At 64.1% G+C, this 19,675-nt stretch carries 18 protein-coding genes; 10 read left to right on the forward strand and 8 right to left on the reverse strand.

Annotation, left to right across the window (positions count from 1 at the left end):
• Positions 1–57: 57 nt before the first annotated feature.
• The gene (gene pgi, locus H7X45_RS03610; protein ID WP_187336189.1) at positions 58–1,563 is read right to left on the reverse strand and encodes a glucose-6-phosphate isomerase; all 1,506 of its coding nucleotides are present in this window, start codon (positions 1,561–1,563) and stop codon (positions 58–60) included.
• Between the two features lie 97 nt (positions 1,564–1,660).
• Between pgi and lepB the strand changes: the two genes are divergently transcribed.
• Genes lepB through era form a run of 3 tightly spaced genes read left to right on the forward strand, consistent with a single transcriptional unit; the run spans position 1,661 to position 4,154 of the window.
• On the forward strand, positions 1,661–2,572 hold the full coding sequence (lepB, locus tag H7X45_RS03615; RefSeq protein ID WP_187336190.1) for a signal peptidase I: 912 nt from the start codon (positions 1,661–1,663) through the stop codon (positions 2,570–2,572).
• Positions 2,569–3,231 (forward strand): ribonuclease III, encoded by a 663-nt coding sequence (gene rnc / locus H7X45_RS03620; protein ID WP_246449641.1) that lies wholly within the window; start codon positions 2,569–2,571, stop codon positions 3,229–3,231. The genes lepB and rnc overlap by 4 nt, the downstream gene beginning before the upstream one ends.
• Before the next feature lie 14 nt (positions 3,232–3,245).
• Positions 3,246–4,154 carry a GTPase Era gene (era, locus tag H7X45_RS03625; RefSeq protein ID WP_187336963.1) on the forward strand — a complete coding sequence of 303 codons (909 nt, stop codon included), beginning with the start codon at positions 3,246–3,248 and terminating at the stop codon, positions 4,152–4,154.
• On the opposite strand, the gene H7X45_RS03630 is transcribed toward era, so the two are convergent.
• The 6 genes from H7X45_RS03630 to plsY all read right to left on the reverse strand — a co-directional run bounded on the left by H7X45_RS03630 (position 4,151) and on the right by plsY (position 11,702).
• Positions 4,151–5,590: an MFS transporter gene (locus H7X45_RS03630; protein WP_187336191.1), complete on the reverse strand. Its 1,440-nt coding sequence runs from the start codon at positions 5,588–5,590 to the stop codon at positions 4,151–4,153. The two genes, era and H7X45_RS03630, sit on opposite strands and share 4 nt — an antisense overlap.
• A gap of 7 nt (positions 5,591–5,597) precedes the next feature.
• The gene (locus H7X45_RS03635; protein WP_187336192.1) at positions 5,598–6,260 is read right to left on the reverse strand and encodes an energy transducer TonB; all 663 of its coding nucleotides are present in this window, start codon (positions 6,258–6,260) and stop codon (positions 5,598–5,600) included.
• Between the two features lie 116 nt (positions 6,261–6,376).
• The gene (locus H7X45_RS03640) at positions 6,377–7,027 is read right to left on the reverse strand and encodes a hypothetical protein (RefSeq protein WP_187336193.1); all 651 of its coding nucleotides are present in this window, start codon (positions 7,025–7,027) and stop codon (positions 6,377–6,379) included.
• A gap of 30 nt (positions 7,028–7,057) precedes the next feature.
• Positions 7,058–9,649 (reverse strand): type I DNA topoisomerase, encoded by a 2,592-nt coding sequence (gene topA / locus H7X45_RS03645; RefSeq protein ID WP_187336194.1) that lies wholly within the window; start codon positions 9,647–9,649, stop codon positions 7,058–7,060.
• A gap of 360 nt (positions 9,650–10,009) precedes the next feature.
• A complete protein-coding gene (dprA, locus tag H7X45_RS03650) occupies positions 10,010–11,083 on the reverse strand; it encodes a DNA-processing protein DprA (RefSeq protein ID WP_187336195.1) in 1,074 nt (357 codons plus the stop codon).
• 28 nt (positions 11,084–11,111) lie between these two features.
• Positions 11,112–11,702, reverse strand: a complete 591-nt coding sequence (gene plsY, locus H7X45_RS03655) for a glycerol-3-phosphate 1-O-acyltransferase PlsY (protein ID WP_187336196.1) — start codon at positions 11,700–11,702, stop codon at positions 11,112–11,114.
• Between the two features lie 99 nt (positions 11,703–11,801).
• Here plsY and murI point away from each other — a divergent pair, with 99 nt between their 5' ends.
• From murI to H7X45_RS03690, 7 genes are all read left to right on the forward strand, one after another.
• Positions 11,802–12,602 (forward strand): glutamate racemase, encoded by an 801-nt coding sequence (murI, locus tag H7X45_RS03660; RefSeq protein ID WP_425498188.1) that lies wholly within the window; start codon positions 11,802–11,804, stop codon positions 12,600–12,602.
• A gap of 89 nt (positions 12,603–12,691) precedes the next feature.
• The gene (gene hemA, locus H7X45_RS03665; RefSeq protein WP_187336198.1) at positions 12,692–13,918 is read left to right on the forward strand and encodes a 5-aminolevulinate synthase; all 1,227 of its coding nucleotides are present in this window, start codon (positions 12,692–12,694) and stop codon (positions 13,916–13,918) included.
• 59 nt (positions 13,919–13,977) lie between these two features.
• On the forward strand, positions 13,978–14,346 hold the full coding sequence (locus H7X45_RS03670) for a hypothetical protein (RefSeq protein ID WP_187336199.1): 369 nt from the start codon (positions 13,978–13,980) through the stop codon (positions 14,344–14,346).
• An 82-nt stretch (positions 14,347–14,428) separates the two neighbouring features.
• Positions 14,429–14,974, forward strand: a complete 546-nt coding sequence (locus tag H7X45_RS03675; protein WP_187336200.1) for a DsrE family protein — start codon at positions 14,429–14,431, stop codon at positions 14,972–14,974.
• 343 nt (positions 14,975–15,317) lie between these two features.
• Entirely contained in the window at positions 15,318–16,319 is a 1,002-nt protein-coding gene (locus H7X45_RS03680; RefSeq protein WP_187336201.1) for a ligase-associated DNA damage response exonuclease, read from the forward strand.
• Between the two features lie 68 nt (positions 16,320–16,387).
• Positions 16,388–17,407 carry a sensor histidine kinase gene (locus H7X45_RS03685; protein ID WP_187336202.1) on the forward strand — a complete coding sequence of 340 codons (1,020 nt, stop codon included), beginning with the start codon at positions 16,388–16,390 and terminating at the stop codon, positions 17,405–17,407.
• A 34-nt stretch (positions 17,408–17,441) separates the two neighbouring features.
• Positions 17,442–19,019 (forward strand): cisplatin damage response ATP-dependent DNA ligase, encoded by a 1,578-nt coding sequence (locus H7X45_RS03690; protein ID WP_187336203.1) that lies wholly within the window; start codon positions 17,442–17,444, stop codon positions 19,017–19,019.
• Here the strand turns inward: H7X45_RS03690 and H7X45_RS03695 are convergent.
• Positions 19,016–19,657: a class I SAM-dependent methyltransferase gene (locus H7X45_RS03695; protein WP_187336204.1), complete on the reverse strand. Its 642-nt coding sequence runs from the start codon at positions 19,655–19,657 to the stop codon at positions 19,016–19,018. The two genes, H7X45_RS03690 and H7X45_RS03695, sit on opposite strands and share 4 nt — an antisense overlap.
• Positions 19,658–19,675 lie beyond the last annotated feature (18 nt).

Raw genomic sequence — 19,675 nt, forward strand, 5'->3', positions numbered from 1 at the left:
GCTTTCATCGGGGAAAAAGGAGGATCGGCTTTCAATCTAGGGCTGCGCGGCCCGGCCTCAAGCCGGATCGCCAAGCGCGGCTTCCATCAGCGCCTTGGTGCTTGCATCGAATTCGTCCATGCCGCCTTCCTCGATGGCGCGGGCCATGTCCTTGCCCAACTCCACGCCGAATTGGTCGAACGGATTGATGCCGAGCAGCACCGCATTCACGAACGTGCGATGCTCGTAAAAGGCGATGAGCGCGCCCAGGATCGCGGGCGTGACGTCCTCGATCAGCAGCGTGGTCGAAGGCCGGTCTCCCGGATAGCTGCGCGCCGGATCGTCCGCCTCCTTGCCCGCCATCAGCGCCGCACCCTGCGCGAAGCAATTGGCGAGCAGCGCCTCATGATGAGCGTCGTCGAAATCATGCCCCGGCTCTTTCGCCGCGATGAATTCGACCGGCACCAGCACCGTGCCCTGATGGAGCAGTTGGAACACGGCATGCTGCGCATCGGTTCCCACGCCGCCCCAGGTGATGGGCGCGGTCGGCCAATCGACCGGCTCGCCATCTGCCGTCACCGATTTGCCGTTCGATTCCATCTCCAGCTGTTGCAGATAGCTCGGCAGCAACCGCAGGCGTTCGTCATAGGCGAAGATCGCGCGCGTTTCTGCGCCGCGGGCTTGCGTGTAATAAAGGTCTGCGAAGGCGGCCATGACGGGCGCGTTTTCGCGCCAATCGGCATGGGCGAAATGGCGGTCCATCGCCCCTGCCCCTTCCAGCATCTCTTCATAGGCCGCCCAACCGAGGCCGAGCGCCGCGGGAAAGCCGATGGAGCTCCACAGCGAATAGCGGCCGCCGACGCTTTCCGAAAAGGGCAGAATGCGCGTTTCGTCGACGCCCCATTCCACCGCCTTGTCCGGATTGGCGGTGAGCGCAACCACGCGGCCATAGGGATCGTCTACCGCGCCCTCGCGCAGCCACTGCATCGCGCTTTCCAGATTGAGTAGCGTTTCGGCGGTGGTGAAGGTCTTGGAAGCAGCGGCGAGCATGGTGGTTTGCGGATCGATACCCTTCACCGCCTCGGCCATCGCCGCGCCGTCGACATTGGAGACGACGCGCACTTCGATGCCGCCGCTGTTGCGGCCCAGCGCATCGATCAGCAGCTTCGGCCCCAGCGCGCTGCCGCCGATGCCGATATGGATCAGCGTCTCGATTTTGCCGAACGCGCCCGCCTCGATCACCTCGACCAGCCCGCGCATCCGCGCATGGAACTGGCGCGCCAGCTCCACCGATTCCGGCGCGCCCGTGCCACGCTCGGCAGTATGTTCGGCGGCGCGGCCTTCGGTGGGGTTCACCACCTCGCCGCTCAGCAGTTTCTGGCGCTGATCAGCAAGGCCCGCCTCTTCGGCCGCGGTCACGAAATTATCGACCAGCGCGTCCGTCAGATGCGTCTTGGACAGATCGAACCGGATGCCCGCCTCTTCGATGGTGAGGCGCTTCACCCGCCCCTGCGGATCGTCCGCAAACAGATCGGTCAGTGCCGGGCTCTCGTCTTCGTCCAGAAACTGCCACTCACCGCTCATAATCTCATGCCTTCTCGCTGCCGGGTTGAAGCTGGTCTTTAGTCGCAAGCGCGCTTATGGGGCCAGCCTTGTCTGTTCCTATCGCCCGGCCCCTCTTATGATCAACAGCGCGCGCGACGACGAAGCGGGCGAGCCGCTCGATACGGCCGGATCGCAAGAAAAGGCGCGGCGCGCTTCCAAAAGCGGCGGATCGGGCCGCTCCGAATGGATCGATCTTGGCCTTTATCTTCTGAAAGTCCTGCTGATCGTCCTAGTGATCCGCAGCTTCATCGTCGCCCCATTCAACATTCCGTCCGAATCGATGCAGCCGCGCCTTCTGGTGGGCGATTATTTGCTCGTGGCCAAATGGCCCTATGGCTATTCGCGTTACAGCCTGCCGGGCGATGTGCCGCTGATCCCGGGCCGCATTTTCGCGCATCAGCCGGAGCGCGGCGACGTGGTTGTGTTCAAGGCACCGCCGGACGAGCGCACCGATTATATCAAGCGCGTCATCGGTCTGCCCGGCGATACGGTGCGCGTGCAGGAAGGCGTCGTCTATCTGAACGGCAAGGCACTGCCCAAACAGCGCGTCGCGGACCTGCTGCTACCCGTCACGCCTAACATGGTGAGCGCGGCCGCAGCGGCCGGATCGCCTTTTCCCTGCTATTCGCCGCAATTCGCGGAGACCATCGATGGCAAGGATTTTTGCCGCTATCCGCGCTACCGCGAAACATTGCCGTCGGGCAAAAGCTATGAAATTCTCGATCTGGTGCAGGGCAGCATGGGCGACGATACGATGACGTTTACCGTACCCGAAGGATCGCTCTTCCTGATGGGCGACAACCGGGATCGCAGCGCGGACAGCCGGTTTCCCGCCGAAGTGGGCGGTGCGATCGGCATCGTGCCGCAATCGGACCTCATCGGTCGCGCTCTCGTCACCATCTTCTCCACCGACGGGTCGGCTGAGTGGTGGGAGCCGTGGACCTGGATTTCCGCCACGCGCTGGGACCGGATCGGAGAAGGGTTTTGAGCCAGTTTCCTGCATGGCTGGCCGGGATCGGCATCGAGCCGACCGGCGATCTTTCGCTGTACGAGCAGGCGATGACGCATGGTAGCACCGGACGGCCCGATTATCAGCGGCTGGAATTTCTGGGTGACCGGGTGCTCGGCCTTGCAGTCGCCGAAATGCTGTATGATCGCTTTCCGGACGAAAGCGAGGGCAAGCTCTCGCATCGTCTCAACGCGCTGGTGTCCGGCGCGACCTGCGCCGTCGTGGCCCGCTCGCTCGGCGCGGGTCCGCTCATCATGCTGGGCAAGCAGGCGCGCAGCGACGGCGCAGCGGAGAGCGACAATGTGCTGGGCGATGTCATGGAATCGCTGATCGGCGCCCTGTTCGTCGATCGCGGCATCGATGCGGCGCGTGCCTTCGTGCAGCGCCACTGGTCCGATCTGGTGGACGGGGCCGCCAAGGCGCCGCGCCACCCCAAATCCGTGCTGCAGGAGTGGGCGGCCAGCACGAACCGCCGCCCGCCTGTCTACACCGTCGTCAAGAAAAGCGGCCCGCCGCATGCGCGCGTCTTTCAGGTGGAGGTGGGCATCAAGGGCCTCGATCCCGTCACCGCCGAAGCGCCCAGCAAGCAGGAAGCGGAAACCCGCGCCGCACGCGAATTTCTGGAGAAATATCAGTGAACGATCAAACCGATATGGTTGGCGCCGATGCCGCCACCCGCTGCGGCGTCGCCGCGCTGCTGGGTGCGCCCAATGCCGGCAAGTCCACCCTCACCAATGCGCTCGTCGGGCAGAAGGTGGCGATCACCAGCGCCAAGCCGCAAACCTCGCGCACCCGCCTGATCGGCGTTGCGCTGGAGGGGGCGGCGCAGATCATGCTGGTGGACACGCCCGGCATCTTCGCCCCCCGCCGCCGCCTGGACCGTGCGATGGTCAGCGCGGCCTGGGAAGGCGCGAGCGATGCCGACGTGCTGCTGTTCGTGGTCGACGCGAAAGCAGGTGCGGGGCCGAAGCTGGAACCGCTCATCGAGGCGCTGAAGGACCGTCCCGGCCGCAAATGGCTCGTCATGAACAAGGTGGATATCGCGGCCAAGGACAAGCTCCTCGTCCTTACCGAGAAGTTGAACGGCGCGGTGACGTTCGAACACACCTGGTTCGTCAGCGCCGAAACGGGCGACGGCCTGCCCGACCTCAAGACCGCGCTGGCCGAAGCAATGCCGGAGGGACCCTGGCACTTCCCGGAAGATCAGGTTTCCGACGTGTCGCAGCGCCTGCTCGCCACCGAAATCACGCGCGAGCAGATCTACCGCCAGCTTCATGCAGAGCTGCCCTATGCCAGCGCGGTGGACAGCGAGCAGTACAAGGAACGGCCCGACGGATCGGTGGAAATCCACCAGCAAATCCTGGTGGCTCGGGACAGCCAGAAGGCCATCATGCTGGGCAAGCAAGGCACCCGCATCAAAGCGATCGGCGAGGCTTCGCGCAAGGAGCTATCGAAGCTGCTCGGCGTGCCCGTGCACCTGTATCTGCATGTGAAGGTGAAGGAAAACTGGGATGACAGCCGCGAACTGTTCGAAAATATCGGCCTAGATTGGGTGGATTAAGCCGGGCGCTTGCGCATCAGGTTCGAACCCGTCACCCTAAAGCGATAGGCGCTGCCGATCATTGCCAGCAGTGCAAAACCCGCGGCCACGAAGGCGGGCGCGACGCCCAGCCCCAGGTTCATCGCCAGCAGCACGCCAACGATGGACGCGCCCAGCGTCTGGCCGAGCAGGCGCGAGGTTGAGAGGAGGCCGCCCGCCGCCGCCGAGCGCTCCTTGGGCGCGCTGCCGATCAGCAGCCGCGAATTGGGTGCGAAGAACAGACCGAAGCCCAGCGCGCAGAGGCTGAGCCGCCAGGCGATGGCAAAGGGGTGCGCGTTGGCGGGGATCAACCCGATCAGGATCAGTCCGCCGATGGCAATCACCATCCCGACGCAGCCCATGACGGAGGGCGAGACGCGATCCGATAGCCAACCCGCAGCAGGCGCCACGAACAGCAGCGTCAGCGGAAAGGGCGCGATCAGCAGGCCCACCTCGTCCGGGGCATAGCCGAGGCCCTGTTCCAGCTTGAACGGCAGCGCCACGATCAACAGCGCCGATCCGATGAAGCCCGCCACCGCCGCCATCGCGGAGAGGCCGAGCGCGGGACGCTTCAGCAGATCGACCGGCAGGATCGGCCGCTCCTGCCCCAGCGATCGGCGCACCCAGACTACCGCCAGCAGCGCGCCGAGCGCGATCGCGCCGAACCCGAACCCGCTGCGATCATGCGTCGCCACCTGCACGCCGCCGATGATGAGCGCGAGCACGGCCGCGCTCAGCAGGCCGCCGATCCAGTCAAACCGCCGATGCTCCTTCACCGGATCGGGCAGCGAGTGGCCGATGATCAGGGAGATTACGGCAAGCGGCGCAGCGGCGAAGAACACCCAGCGCCAGTCGAGCTGAGACACCAGAAATCCGCCCAAAGTGGGCGCGATGGCGTTGGAGCTGGCCACGATCACGCTGTTGATGCCGAGCCCGCTGCCGAGGCTGCGTTCGGGATAAATGCTGCGCAGCATGGCCGCGGAAACACTGAGCGCCATGCCCGCGCCCAGCGCCTGGCCGGCGCGCAGGATGAGCAATCCCGGCAGGCTGTCTACGAAGAAACTCATCGCCGAGGCGGCCAGGAACACACACTGGCCGAGCTGATACAGATTGCGGTGCCCCAGCCGGTCGGCGAGCGTGGAGAAGGGCAGCAGCACCATCACCATGACGAGCTGATAGATGGTGACCACATTGGTCACGACGCCGTCCGCCACGTTCAGATCGCGCGCGATGGTGGGCAGCGCCACATTGGCGACGGTGCCGTCGATCACGAACAGCGCGCTGCCGAAGGAGATCGCCGCGATCGCCCACAGCCGCCGCGGCATCGGCAATCCATCGCCATCGCCGCCCGCATCCTGCGCGCCGACCGGCCCCGCATCGCGGTTTGCGCGACCGAACATGTTCAGAAAAAATGGCATTAGGCGCTCAACGGACAGGGGCGGTGCTATTTCCCTCGTCGGTTGCCGGCGCATCGTTTTTAGCGAAAGTAGTAAAGCTCACCAGCCGCGAAGTCACATAGCTGACAGGCTGGTCCTTGCGGATCTTCTGCACTCCATATTCAATGCCTAAGAATTGGTCGCAGGCAGCTTTGGCAAATCTGGGATCACTTCCGGATGCGCCTTCGCACTGGGCGACCACACCCTCTTGCGTCACCAGAAAATTGACGGTCATGTCATAAGGATCGTCAATGCCCTTCGGCAGCGCTTCCACCTGAAGCGCCAACTTCGGAGGGCGAACATTGTCTTGAATTTTGTCTCCCATCTCCGTGTCTGGGATTGTGAAGCTCAACAATGTCCGGGCCACACCATATACGGAGTTCCCTGAAGCATCCTTTGCGGGTTCCAATTTCTTGCCGATGGCAATGCCGCAAATCGCTTCGCCGAGCTTCTCATCGCCTACTACACTTAAGGTCGTACACCCACGAACCCTGCCTCGAGGGTCCACCAAGAGATCGACCAGCGCCGCCGCCGACTTACCGTCACGTAACGCGTCAGAGGGATATTCCGGTAGTAAAGCTCGAGAGAAATTATTTGTTTTCGTGGGGGCGACAAGGCCGGAGAGGATCAGAAGGAGGAGCGGGGATGCCATGGTTGCTGTCTAACGAAGTCGGAGTGATCCGGCACCACTTTTTGGCAATATCTTCACGCGTCGCGCCGGATTAAAATGGCAATTCTGGCGGGCCGCGGCGCGAGCCCTGTTCGCGGCTAGTGACGCAAAGGCGCAGTAGTGATTGCCATCGGCTCGGCCCTATCGCTTCCGAAGACGAAACTGCGAGTCGCAACATAAGCGACCGGCTCACCACTTGCATCCTTCAGCACCTGAGCTGTCGCGCCCGATACCATCGTGCAAGCCGCTCGTATGAACCGTTCATCAATGCCGTCCTCTTTCGCTTCGCAATCAGTGACGGCGCCGCTGGTATCGAATGCAACCGACAGATGTACCGGATAGGGATCGCTTACGTCTTCTGGCATTTCAGAGACGGTGGCCATCACGGTCTGCTGATACATCGGCTTGCCGGGGCCCTCCTTGCGTTCAATTTCGGCGGAGCTGAAGCGCAGCGGAAGGAGCAGCGTGCCGTAGGTTTTGCTCCCGTCGCCAGAGCGCGCCGGCGCGAGTTTCAGACGCTTCAGCCGCGGGCAGGCTTTTATTGCCCGCACCGCATTGTCGCTTTCCAGCAGACGGCAGTCATAGCTTCGCCCGTGGGGATCGACAGAAACTTCAAAGAGCGCGCGCACTGAGTGGTCGGCGCCTCCCACCGCTTGCTGGAAGGCTTGCGAGGCCGCGATGAACAGCTTCGTATCAGGGGTAACCGAGACCAGCCCCGTTCCGAGCAAACCCAATAGAATTACACTCATGTCTCTCTCCCCAAACAGCGATTAATTCCCTCAACCCTCCGCTTCGGCCTTCTTTGCAGCTGCTTTCTTCGCCGGAGCCTTCTTGGCCGGAGCCTTTTTCGCTGTCGCTTTCTTCGCAGCAGGCTTTTTCGCGGCCGCCTTCTTCTTCGGCGCGGCCTTCTTCTTTTTCGGCGGGGCCTTGGCGGCGCGTTCGTCGATCAGCTGGGCGGCCTCCTCCAGCGTCAGCGCGTCCTTGTCGACCGTCTTGGGGATCGTCGCGTTGGTGCTGCCGTCGGTGACATAGGGGCCGTAGCGCCCGTCCATCAGCTTGATCTCTTCCTCGGTGCGCGGATGCTTGCCGAGCACTTTCAGCGGCTCGCGCGCGCCGCGGCCTTTGCCCTTGTTGGCCGCGGCTTCGGCGAGCTTCGTGACGGCGGCGTTCATGCCGATTTCGAACACCTCCGCCGTGTTCTCCAGCTTCGCATATTTCTTGTCGTGCCGCAGGAAGGGGCCGTAACGGCCGATCCCCGCCTCAATATCCTGCCCCGTTTCCGGATGCGGACCGACGACGCGCGGTAGCGAGAGCAGCTTCAGCGCCATTTCCAGATCCAGCTCACCCGGCAGATCCTTGGGTATGGAGGCACGGCGCGCCTCCTTGCCTTCGCCGGACTGGATATAGGGGCCGAAGCGCCCGGTCTTGGTCTCCACTGTCTCGCCGGTCGCCGGGTCCACGCCCAGCTCCTCCGGTTCGACATCGGCCTGGTCCTTGCCCCCTCCTTGCGCGAACTGTCGCGTATATTTGCACTCCGGATAGTTGGAGCAGGCCACGAACGCGCCGAAGCGGCCGCCGCGCAGGGACAGCTTGCCGTCGCCGCAACGCGGGCAGACGCGCGGATCGCTGCCGTCTTCGGTTTCCGGGAACAGATAAGGCGCCAGGAACTGGTCGAGCTCCGCCGTGATATCGCTCGGCTTCTGCTCCATCACTTCTTCGGTCTTGGGCTTGAAGTCGCGCCAGAACGCGGCGAGCACCTTTTGCCAATCCGCCCGGCCGCCGGACACTTCGTCGAGCTCATCCTCTAACCCGGCGGTATAGTCATAGGCGACATAGCGCTCAAAGAACCGTTCCAGAAAACCAGTCAGCAGACGCCCGGTCTCTTCCGCCCAGAAGCGGTTGCCCTCGGTGCGGACATAGCCGCGATCCTTCAGCACCTGGATGATCGAAGCGTAGGTAGACGGACGCCCGATGCCCAGCTCTTCCATCCGCTTGACCAGGCTGGCCTCCGAATAACGCGGCGGCGGCTGGGTGAAATGCTGCTCGGCATCGACGGCGTTGACCGCGGGCCGATCGCCCTCGCGCATCATCGGCAGCAGCTTGCCGTCGTCATCATCCTTATCGTCGCGGCCTTCCTGATAGACCGCGAGGAAGCCGGGGAATTTTACCACCTGGCCGTTGGCGCGCAGCACGATCTGGCCGGTGCCGTCCGCGAAATCCACCGCGGTGCGCTCCATCTGCGCAGGCGCCATCTGGCTGGCCATCGCGCGCTTGTAGACGAGGTCGTAGAGCTTGGCGTGATCGCCCGAGCCGGCGCGATCCTTGCGGAAATCGGTGGGCCGGATGGCTTCGTGCGCTTCCTGTGCGTTCTTCGCCTTCGTCGAATAGAAATTCGGCTTTTCGGGAAGATAGCCGCCGTCGAACTTATCCGCGATGGCCTTGCGCGCATCCGAAATGGCGCTGCCGTCCATCTGCACGCCGTCGGTACGCATATAGGTGATCGCGCCGTCTTCGTAGAGCTGCTGCGCGATCCGCATGGTGTGGCTGGCGGAGAAGCCGAGCTTGCGTGCGGCCTCCTGCTGCAGCGTGGAGGTGGTGAAGGGCGGCGCTGGGCGGCGCGTGACCGGCTTGGTCTCGACCTTGGAGACGATCAGGCTGGCCGCTTCCACCGCGGCTTTGGCCTTCATGGCTGTGCCTTCATTGCCGAGCGCCAGCTTGTCCAGCTTCTCGCCATCGAACTGCGTCAGACGCGCATCGAACGCCTGCCCGTCATGCTGCATCCGCGCGGTGACGGACCAGTATTCCTGCGGTTTGAACGCCTCGATCTCCCGCTCGCGCTCAGCAATAAGGCGCAGCGCGACCGACTGGACGCGGCCCGCCGATTTCGCGCCCGGCAGCTTGCGCCACAGCACCGGTGAAAGCGTGAAGCCGACGAGATAATCCAGCGCCCGGCGCGCCCGGTAGGCGTCGATCAGATCGGTGTCGAGCCCGCGCGGCGCGGCCATCGCGTCCGTCACCGCCTTTTTGGTGATGGCATTGAAGGTAACGCGGCTAACATCCTTCGGCAGCGCCTTTTTCTGCGCCAGCAATTCCTGCACATGCCAGCTGATCGCTTCCCCTTCGCGGTCAGGGTCGGTCGCCAGGATCAATCGGTCCGCCTTTTTGGCGTTGTCCGCGATTTCCTTGATGCGCTTCGACTTGTCGGCATAGGCCTGCCAGGTCATCGCGAAATCATGATCGGGGTCCACCGAGCCGTCCTTGGGCGGCAGATCGCGTATATGGCCGTAGCTCGCCAGGACCTTGTAGTCCTTGCCCAGATATTTCTCGATCGTCTTCGCCTTGGCCGGCGATTCCACGATGACTAATTGCATGAGGTGATTTGCTTTTCTGTTGGGTCTCGTATGTACACGCGAGGCTGGTGGCGAACCGGCCCGCCCGTCAAGCGGGATTTTCGGGCGCGGTCAAGATGGGTGGGCGATGATCGGGCACAATGGTTTCCGCTGTCTGCGGCGCAGCGCGAACCGGAGGGAGCCCCCCACCGCTGCGACTAGGGAGCAAGCTCCCAAGTCTCGCTCCTGCCCCATCAAGGGGGAGGGATTGGAGTGGCGCCCTGCAATTCTTCCCCCTGGATGGGGGAAAGATACGAAGCCTTGAGAGCGAAGCGAACTAGGCGCAGTTGGATGGGGTGGAGCGGCTGCAGCCGGCTGCTTCCGAAGCAGAACATGAGCCCCTTATCCCCGCCGCGCCCGTCCGCCCGCCCCGCGCTCCAGCCTTCCGGCCAGTTCCAGTTCCAGCAGCACCGTCTGCACCGCGCCGGGTGGCTCGCCGGACTGGCGAACCAGTTCGTCCACGCTGACGAAATCATGGCTGAGGAGGTCCTGCACCCGCTGCCGGGCGCCGTCTTCGGCATCGATCGGCTGCGGCGCGAAGGGCTGCGATGGCGCGCGGACAGCGCGGGCGTCGATCGGCCCGAGCTGCTCTGCGATGTCGGCGGCTGACTGTACCAGGATCGCGCCGTCGCGGATCAACTGGTTGCAGCCCCGCGAACGGGGATCGAGTGGGCTGCCGGGGATCGCCATCACCTCCCGACCCGCCTCGCCCGCCAGCCGCGCAGTGATCAGGGAGCCGGAGCGCGGCGCGGCCTCCACCACCACCGTGCCGAGCGCCAGCCCTGCGATGATCCGGTTACGGAAGGGGAAATGGCGTGCCCGCGGTTCGGTGCCGGGCGGCTGTTCGGCGATCAGCAGGCCCCGGGCGGCAATCGCCTCCTGAAGGTCGCGGTTTTCGGGCGGATAGTGGATGTCGATGCCGCCCGCGACAATACCGATCGTGCCGTCCTCGATCGATCCGGCATGGGCCGCGGTGTCGATGCCGCGGGCGAGGCCGGAGACGACGGCGAAGCCCTCGCGGCCCAGTTCCGCCGCCAGCCCGCGCGCGAAACGGCAGGCCGAGGCGCTGGCGTTGCGCGCGCCGACCATGGCCACAACGCGCGCCTCCATCAGATCGCGTCGTCCGCGGTAGCTCAGCACCGGCGGGGGGTTGTCGATCTGGGCCAGCAGCGCGGGATAGTCCGGACTGCCGAGGAACAGCAGCGATGCGCCGAGCGCCTCCACGCGCCGCAGCTCGGCTTCGACAGCACGGGGTTCAGCGAGGCGCGGCGCCCTGCCCCCGCCACGCCGCGCAAGATCGGGCAGCGCCGCGATCGCCGCGCCCGCGCTGCCGAAGCGCGCGAGCAACTGCACGAAGCCCACCGGCCCGACATTGGCCGAACGGATCAGCCGCAGCCGATCGAATGCATCTTCCATGATCCCTCCCCCCGGAGATTATATCCGTCTAGCGCTGCCCCACCTTGGGTTCCTGTCCCTTAAGCAACCGCGCAACATTCTCCTTATGCTTCCAGATCGTGAGCACGAGGAAGGCGATCAGCAGCGGAACCAGCTCGGCATGGCCGAAGATCAGCGCGGCGATCGGCGCGGAAGCCGCGGCCAGCAGCCCGGCGAGCGAGCTGATGCGCAGCAGCGCCAGCGAGCCCAGCCAGATCACGGCATAGATCAGCCCGCCCTCCCAAAAGAGGCCGAACATGATGCCGCCCAAGGTGGCGATGCCCTTACCACCATTGAAGCGCAGCCAAACAGGGTAAAGATGCCCGATGAACGCGCCCGCCGCCGCGGCCTGCGCGGCATAGTCCGCCCCTTCGGCATAGATCGCGCGGGCGATCAGCACCGCGGCGAGGCCCTTCAGCAGATCGAGCAGCAGCGTCGCCGCCGCCAGCCCCTTGCGGCCCGTGCGTAGCACATTCGTTGCGCCAATATTGCCCGAACCGATGGAGCGCAAATCGCCCGCCCCGAACATCCGCGTCAGCAAAATGCCGAAGGGAATGGAGCCGAGCAGATAGCCCAACAGTACCGCCCAATAGATGCTCATGACGTGCGCCTGATCCGATCCATGTCCTCGGCCTAACCGCTTTGCATTGCGGCAACAAGACGGTTAGCAGCCTGATCCATCATGCCGCCGCCTGCCCCCATCTTACAATCCAACGACGCCCCCATCCTCCTGTTCGATTCCGGTGTGGGCGGGCTTTCAATCCTGCGCGCGCTGCAAGGCGCCGCGCCGGCTGCGCCGATCGTCTATGCCGCGGATTTCGCAGGGCTGCCTTATGGCGAGAAGACGGAAAGCGAAATTGCCGCTCGCGTCCCCGCGCTGCTCGGGCGGCTGGTGGAGCGATATCGCCCGCGGCTCGTCACCATCGCTTGCAACACCGCCTCCACCATCGCGCTGCCCGCGGTGCGCGCGGCGCTCGATATTCCGGTTGTGGGCACCGTGCCCGCGGTCAAGCCCGCAGCGCTGGCAACGAAGAGCGGCGTCATCGGCCTGATCGGCACCGCCGCCACGATCCGCCAGCCCTATGTCGACAATCTGCTCGCCGAACATGGCAATGGCGCATCGCTGATCCGCGTCGCCGCACCCGAACTGGTAGCCGCCGCCGAGCGCAAGCTGCGGGGTGAGGATAATGATCCGGCGATTTTTGCGGGCGTGATCGAACGCCTGACCGCCCGCGCCGAAGCCGCCGGGATGGACGTCGCCGTGCTCGCCTGCACGCATTTCCCACTGGTGGAAGAAGAACTCACCGCCGCTTCCACGGGCCTTCGCTTCATCGACGGCGCGGCGGGGATCGCCCGGCGCATTCTCTACCTTGCCGAAACCGATTTCGCGGAAGCCGCCCCCACGTCCGGCCTGTTCGTTTCCACCGGCCCGGCAGCGCTGGCCGAAGGTTACAAACCGGCGCTGGCCGAATATGGTCTGACCCGTTTCGAAACTCTCTAGGAGCTTATTGCAACCCGTTCGCGCTGGATTTCCGCGACTTGCGGTCCTATGTCCACCGGGAACCGACAGCGATTGACGGCACGAATTTCATGAGCCTTAATTACGACCACATCTTCTCCCAAGCCATCGACCGGCTGCACGAGGAGGGGCGGTACCGCGTTTTTATCGACATCCTGCGTAACAAGGGTGCCTATCCCAACGCCCGCTGCTTTGCCCACCATAACGGGCCGCAGCCGATCACCGTGTGGTGTTCGAACGACTATCTCGGCATGGGCCAGCACCCCAAGGTGGTTGCGGCGATGGAAGAAGCGCTGCACGATGTCGGCGCAGGCTCCGGCGGCACGCGCAATATCGGCGGCAACACGCATTATCATGTGGATCTGGAGCACGAGCTGGCAGACCTTCACGACAAGGAAGGCGCGCTGCTCTTCACCTCCGGCTATGTCTCGAACGAGGCGACGCTCAGCACGCTGGCCAAGATTTTACCCGGCTGCGTGATCTTTTCGGACGAACTCAACCACGCCTCGATGATCGCAGGCATCCGCAATTCGGGCTGCGAAAAGCGCGTCTGGCGCCATAATGATCTGGCGCATCTGGAAGAGTTGTTGGCGCAGACCGATCCGGAAGTGCCCAAGCTCATCGCGTTCGAAAGCGTCTATTCGATGGACGGGGACGTGGCGCCGATCCATGCGATCTGCGACCTTGCCGACAAGTACAATGCCCTCACCTATTGCGACGAAGTGCACGCCGTCGGCATGTACGGCGCGCGCGGCGGCGGCATTACCGAGCGGGATGAGGCGGCAGGCCGCGTTACCATCATCGAAGGCACGCTGGGCAAGGCGTTCGGCGTGATGGGCGGCTATATCGCGGCGGACAAGACGATCGTCGACGTAATTCGCAGCTATGCGCCCGGCTTCATCTTCACCACCTCGCTCAGCCCCGTCTTGGTTGCAGGCGTGCTCGCCTCGGTCCGCCATCTGAAGGCCAGCTGCGAGGAACGCGCCGCGCAGCAGCGCCACGCGCGCATGCTGAAGGACATGTTCCTGGACGCCGGCCTGCCGCTCTTGGAAAGCGAAACGCATATCGTGCCGCTGATCGTGGGCGATCCGGTAAAGGCCAAGCGGATCAGCGACATTCTGCTCGCCGAATATGGCATCTACGTGCAGCCGATCAATTTCCCCACCGTGCCCCGCGGCACCGAGCGGCTGCGCTTCACCCCCGGTCCGGACCATGACGAAGCGATGATGCGCGGCCTGACCGATGCGCTGTCCGAAATCTGGGGCCGACTGGAAATGGAGACGGTGCAAGCGGCTTAGTATTTGGGCTAAGTCGCTTTGATAACGTCCTTTTAACTTGAGGACGCTATCGTTTCGGGATGCACGAAATCGCATTCAGCGACAGCGAGAGCATTTTGCATCTGAAGCTAAGCGGTTTCTGGGACGAGGCTGCCTTTGGCCGGTTCGTCGCAGATATGCAGCAGCACATCGCTCCATTGCGAGCCGTGCGGCAGCCTTTCGGCGTACTGTCCGATTCGTCCGGCCTTCCTGTCCAGAGTGCCGTAATGGCTGAACGCTTTGCCTGCCTCGCTTTGGAAGCACGCCGGCGCTTTCCCGTACCCACCGCAATCATCGTCGGGTCCGTTCTGCACAAGCTGCAAGTACAGAGGGTTCTGACCGACGACGGAATCCAGGTTTTCTTGAGCGAGGCCGACGCCAGAACCTGGCTCGCGCAACAACTGCATTAAGTTTTTTCGTCGTTGTCGGTGTTCTCAGCGCTGCCTAAAAATCGCTCTATTCAGGGTTCTCCCTGACTATTATCCTGCGGAGATGATCCGCTTTCCCCTCGTCCTCGCCGCGTTCGCTTTTGCCGTTCCGGTTTGCGCCCAGGAACCGTCCTCGCCATTACATCCCAGCCCGCTGATCGCCGATTACGGACCGATTGCCGATGTCGATGTCAGCGACCGCCTGCCCGCCGATGCATCGTTCAAGGTGGCATTCGATCTCGCGGCGGCGGGCAAGCCGGATGCGCCCAATCGCGGGCTGGTGTCGCTGGCGCGCTTTCTCAACATGCATGTGGCCGCGGGTGTGCCTGCGGAGCGGATCGGGCTTGCCGTCGTGGTGCACGGCCCGGCGGGCGTCGATCTGACGAAAAATGTCTTCTACGGCGAGCGGCACCAGGGCGCGGCCAATCCGAATGCGGACCTGATCGCGCAATTGCAGAAGCACGGCGTGCGCATAATCCTGTGCGGACAGAGCGCGGCGGCTTCGGGCATCGCGCGGGACGATTTGCTGCCGGGTGTAGAAATGGCGCTGTCCGCGATGACAGCCCATGCGCTGCTTCAGCAGGACGGATACACGCTGAACCCGTTCTGAGGGGGGTGCGGTCCAGCGCACTATCACCAAGGGCCGCAAGTCCTGAGACTGTCGAAGGACGTCTATCGACCGGGTACCTCCCTTGCCCGATAAGCGCCCTTCCACGGGCTGACGGCCTTGGATAACCCGCATCGGCGCCATTTATCGCTGTCCTACAGCGCGCTTGATCGCGCATAGACTGGTCGATGCCAGCCCCGCGCGCAGCCTCGATTCGCCCGGCGACCCCGTATTCGAAGCCGCTGGTCTGCACTAAAAAGATTCCCGCTCTGAACAGTGTGAAGCTGTGTGAAGCTGGTGCCGCGCACGGCTTGGAAGCCGGGGGGCGCCGCCCTATCTTCCATCGATGCCTGCCCAAGACTGGATCGAACCGCACCCCACCGGCATCTACGTGAAGCCTTGCGACGCCTGGATCGACCCGTCGGTCGCCCGGCCCCGCGCGCTCGTGACCCATGGCCATGCCGACCATGCGCGCGGCGGGCATGGAGCGGTGTGGGCGACGCCCGAGACGCTCTCCATCATGGGCCTGCGCTACGGCGTGGAGGCGGAGGGCAATGCCGTGCCCTATTGCGAGGAGCTGGATCTTGGCTGCGGCGTCACCGTCAGCTTCCACCCGGCGGGCCATGTGCTCGGCAGCGCGCAAATCCTGCTGCAGTATCAGGGCGAACGGGTGGTGGTGACGGGCGATTACAAGCGCCGGCCGGACCCCACCTGCCCGCCTTTCGAAGTCGTACCGTGCGATGTGTTCATCACCGAAGCGACCTTCGGTCTTCCGGTGTTCACGCACCCCGATACGAGCGAGGAAGTGGCCAAGCTGCTGGAGGCGCGCGCGGCCAATCCCGAACGCTGCATCCTGGTGGGCGCCTATGCGCTGGGCAAGGCGCAGCGTGTGATCGGCGAACTGCGCGATGCAGGGTATGAAGAGACGATCTACCTCCACGGTGCGCTGGAGAAGATGTGCCGCCTCTACGAGGAGCTGGGCGTGAACCTGGGCTCGCTCGAGCTGGTCGGCGATCTGCCCCAGGAAGAGCTGAAGGGCGCCATCGTGCTCGCCCCGCCCGGCGCGATGAACGACCGCTGGAGCCGCCGTCTGCCCGATCCGATCACCGCCATGGCATCGGGCTGGATGCGCGTGCGCCAGCGCGCCCGGCAACGCAATGTGGAACTGCCGCTCGTCATCTCAGACCATGCCGACTGGAACGAGCTGACCCGCACGATCGAGGAAGTCTCGCCCAAAGAAGTGTGGGTTACGCACGGGCGCGAAGATGCGCTCGTCCACTGGTGCACGATGCGTCAGCGCAAGGCGCGTGCGCTGGCGATGGTGGGCCGGGAGGATGAAGACGACTGACCGGCATCGTCAGATCGTTGCCGAAGCGTACGGATTGACTGGCCGGTGGATGCCTTTAGGCTTCACCCATGCCCAACCGCCTTGCAGAGCTGGATTTTCCGGACCGGGTAGGATCACGCCTGCCGCTTCCGGTCAGTCAGGCGTTGGTTGGGATCGGCTGCACGGCGGCAAGCTTCGGAACACGCGCATTGCTCGATCTGCTTCTGCCGGGGGCGGGGCCGTTTGCGCTGATCTTCCCGTTCGTTCTGATCGCAACGCTGGTGGGCCGCTGGCAGGCGGGCGTACTGACCATGGTGCTGTCCGCGCTGTTCGCGTGGTATTTCGTCCTACCCGTACACGGCAGCTTCCGCCTTATCGTCGATGGCGACGGGCCGCGCGTGATTGTGAATGTGCTGTCCGGCTTTGCCATTGTGGCGCTGGCCGAGATCTTCCGCCGGGCGGTGCGCCGTGCCGTCGAGCAGCGGGAAGCCGATGTGGCAGAGCGGGACCTGTATTTGCGCGAATTCGACCACCGCGTGCGCAACAACTTCGCGCAGGTCACCGCGATGCTGGACATGCAGCGACGGCAGATGGAGCCTGGCCCTGCGCAAGAAGCCCTGTCAGAGGCGCTGGGACGGGTCGATTCCATTGCCCGCGCGCACCGGGCGCTCTACCGCGGGGACGGAACGCCGGGCCGGGTAGAGATGGCGGACTATATGAACGAGCTGTGCGAGGCGCTGCGCACCGGCCTCTTGGAAAGACGCTCGATCGAACTGCTGCTGACGGTGGAGCCCATGCGCCTGGAGCGCGACCGCGCCGTGGCGCTGGGGCTGCTCGTCAATGAGCTGGTTACCAATGCGGCCAAGCACGCGTTCCCCGGACGCGAGAGCGGCAAGGTTGAGGTGGAGCTGACACGCACGAAGGATGCGCTCTGCCTGGCTGTACAGGATGATGGAGTGGGCCTTCCGGCCGAGCAGCCGAAACCGTCCAGCCTGGGCCAGCGCCTGATCCGCGCTTTTGCCGCTCAGGCGGGCGGAACGCTTGAAAGTAAAAGTACCAGCGGCGGTGCATGCTTCCTGTGTACGCTGGAGCGGCGCGAGGGCGAGTGAACCGATCTGCCTGGCGCGGGTTGAAGGGGCGGACATGCAAGCCTTTGCCGAACTCATTGATCGCCTGATCTACACCCGCTCGCGCAATGCGAAGCTGACCCTTATCGCCGACTATCTGGTGGCAACGCCCGATCCGGATCGCGGATGGGCACTGGCCGCGCTGACCGGCGACCTCGATCTCAAGGCCGTGAAAAGCTCGCAAATCCGGGCCATGGCGGACGGGCGCTTCGATCCGCTGCTATTCCGCATGAGCCGCGATTATGTCGGTGACACCGCCGAAACCGTCGCGCTGATGTGGTCGGAGCCGGAGGGCGGCATGCGCGAACAGGACAACCTGTCGATCTCAGCCGTGGTTGATCAGCTGGGGGCGACCACGCGCGCCAAGGCACCCGAATTGCTTGCCTCGATGATGGATCGGCTGGATGCGAACGGCCGTTATGCGCTATTGAAGCTGGCGAGCGGTGGCATGCGCGTGGGTGTCTCGGCCCGGCTCGCCAAAACCGCGGTGGCGCAAGGTTTCGGGCTTGATGTCGACGATGTCGAGGAAGTGTGGCACGCGCTCTCCCCGCCTTATGCCGAGCTGTTCGCCTGGGGCGAAGGCAAGGCCGAGCGCCCCGATCCCGAAGGCACACCCTATTTCCGCCCCTTCATGCTCGCCCATCCGCTCGAGGACACGCGCGTCGATTTGACCGACTACGCCGCCGAATGGAAGTGGGACGGCATCCGCGTGCAGATCGTCGGGACCGGAGGCGCGGTAAAGCTCTACAGCCGGGGCGGCGAAGAGATCAGCGACTCCTTTCCGGATATTGCCGGCGCGTTCGATGCCGATGCGGTGGTGGATGGAGAGCTGCTCGTGCGCGGCGATGTGCAGGGCGGCCAGGCGGCCAGTTTCAACGCCCTGCAACAGCGCCTCGGCCGCAAGACGGTGACAGCAAAGATGCTGCGCGATTCGCCTGCTTTCGTGCGGCTGTACGATATCCTGATCGAGGGCGACGATGATTTGCGCCCGCTGCCCTGGAGCGAGCGGCGGGAGCGGTTGGAGGCGTTCGTTCCGAAACTGGACCAAAGCCGTTTCGACATCAGTCAGCTGGTCCCCTCGGACAGCTACGATGACCTGGCAGACGTCCGCGAAGGCGCGCGCGACGCCGCGATCGAGGGCGTGATGCTGAAGCGCAAGGACAGCCCCTATATCGCGGGGCGCAAGACCGGGCTGTGGTACAAGTGGAAGCGCGATCCGCTCGTCGCCGATTGCGTGATGATGTACGCTCAGCGCGGCTCGGGCAAGCGCAGCTCTTTCTACTCCGACTACACCTTTGGTTGCTGGACGGAGGATGAAGAACTGCTGCCGGTCGGCAAGGCCTATTCGGGCTTCACCGACGAGGAGCTGAAGATGCTGGACCGCTTCGTGCGCCAGAACACGGTCAACCGCTTCGGACCGGTGCGCGAGGTGGAGAAGACGCTGGTTCTGGAGGTGGCATTCGATTCGATCCATGACAGCAAACGGCATAAATCCGGCCTTGCCATGCGATTCCCGCGCATATCGCGGATCCGGAAGGATAAGCCAGCCGATGAGGCAGATCGGATCGCCACGCTGAAGGCGATGATTACCTAAGCAGGAGCGATTTCCGCCGCCCAGGCATAACCGCCATAGAGACGGGTAAAGTCGACGTCATGACCGTCCCGATAGTAACGATCGACCAGCTCCGGTAGCTCGGCACGTGGCGCCACATGGAAGCGCGCGAGCCACGCATGCAGCCCGCTACGAAACAGCTTCGGTAGGCGCTCCTGCTGTCCGAAATCGACGACATGAAGGCATCCGTCAGGGCTCAGCACATCGACGCCCTGACCGATTGCGGCGCGCCAGTCCGGGATCATCGAGAGGGCGTAGCTGATATATGCGCGGTCCATCTTTGCGACGCCGAACAATGCCTGCGCATCAAATGCGGTGGCATCGGCACGCGCGAGCGTTACCCGGTTCTCCAATCCCGCCCGGCGTACCGCTAGGCGGGCGCTGATAAGCATCTCCTCGCTGATATCGAGGCCAAAGAAATGCACGTCGGGATAGGCCCGCGCGGCGGCCACCAGATTGCGTCCCGTCCCGCACGCGATCTCCAGCACGCTGCCGCCGCGGGGGGGTTGCAGACGCTCGATCAAACGATCGCGGCCGAGGAGGTAGTATTTCCTCGTCAGGTCATAAATGTGGCGCTGCACCTTGTAGATCGCGTCCATCTGCTCAGCATGAGTGGTCATGAAATGGGGCCTGTCGGT

The sequence above is a fragment of the Novosphingopyxis iocasae genome (assembly GCF_014334095.1).
Classification (GTDB): domain Bacteria; phylum Pseudomonadota; class Alphaproteobacteria; order Sphingomonadales; family Sphingomonadaceae; genus Novosphingopyxis; species Novosphingopyxis iocasae.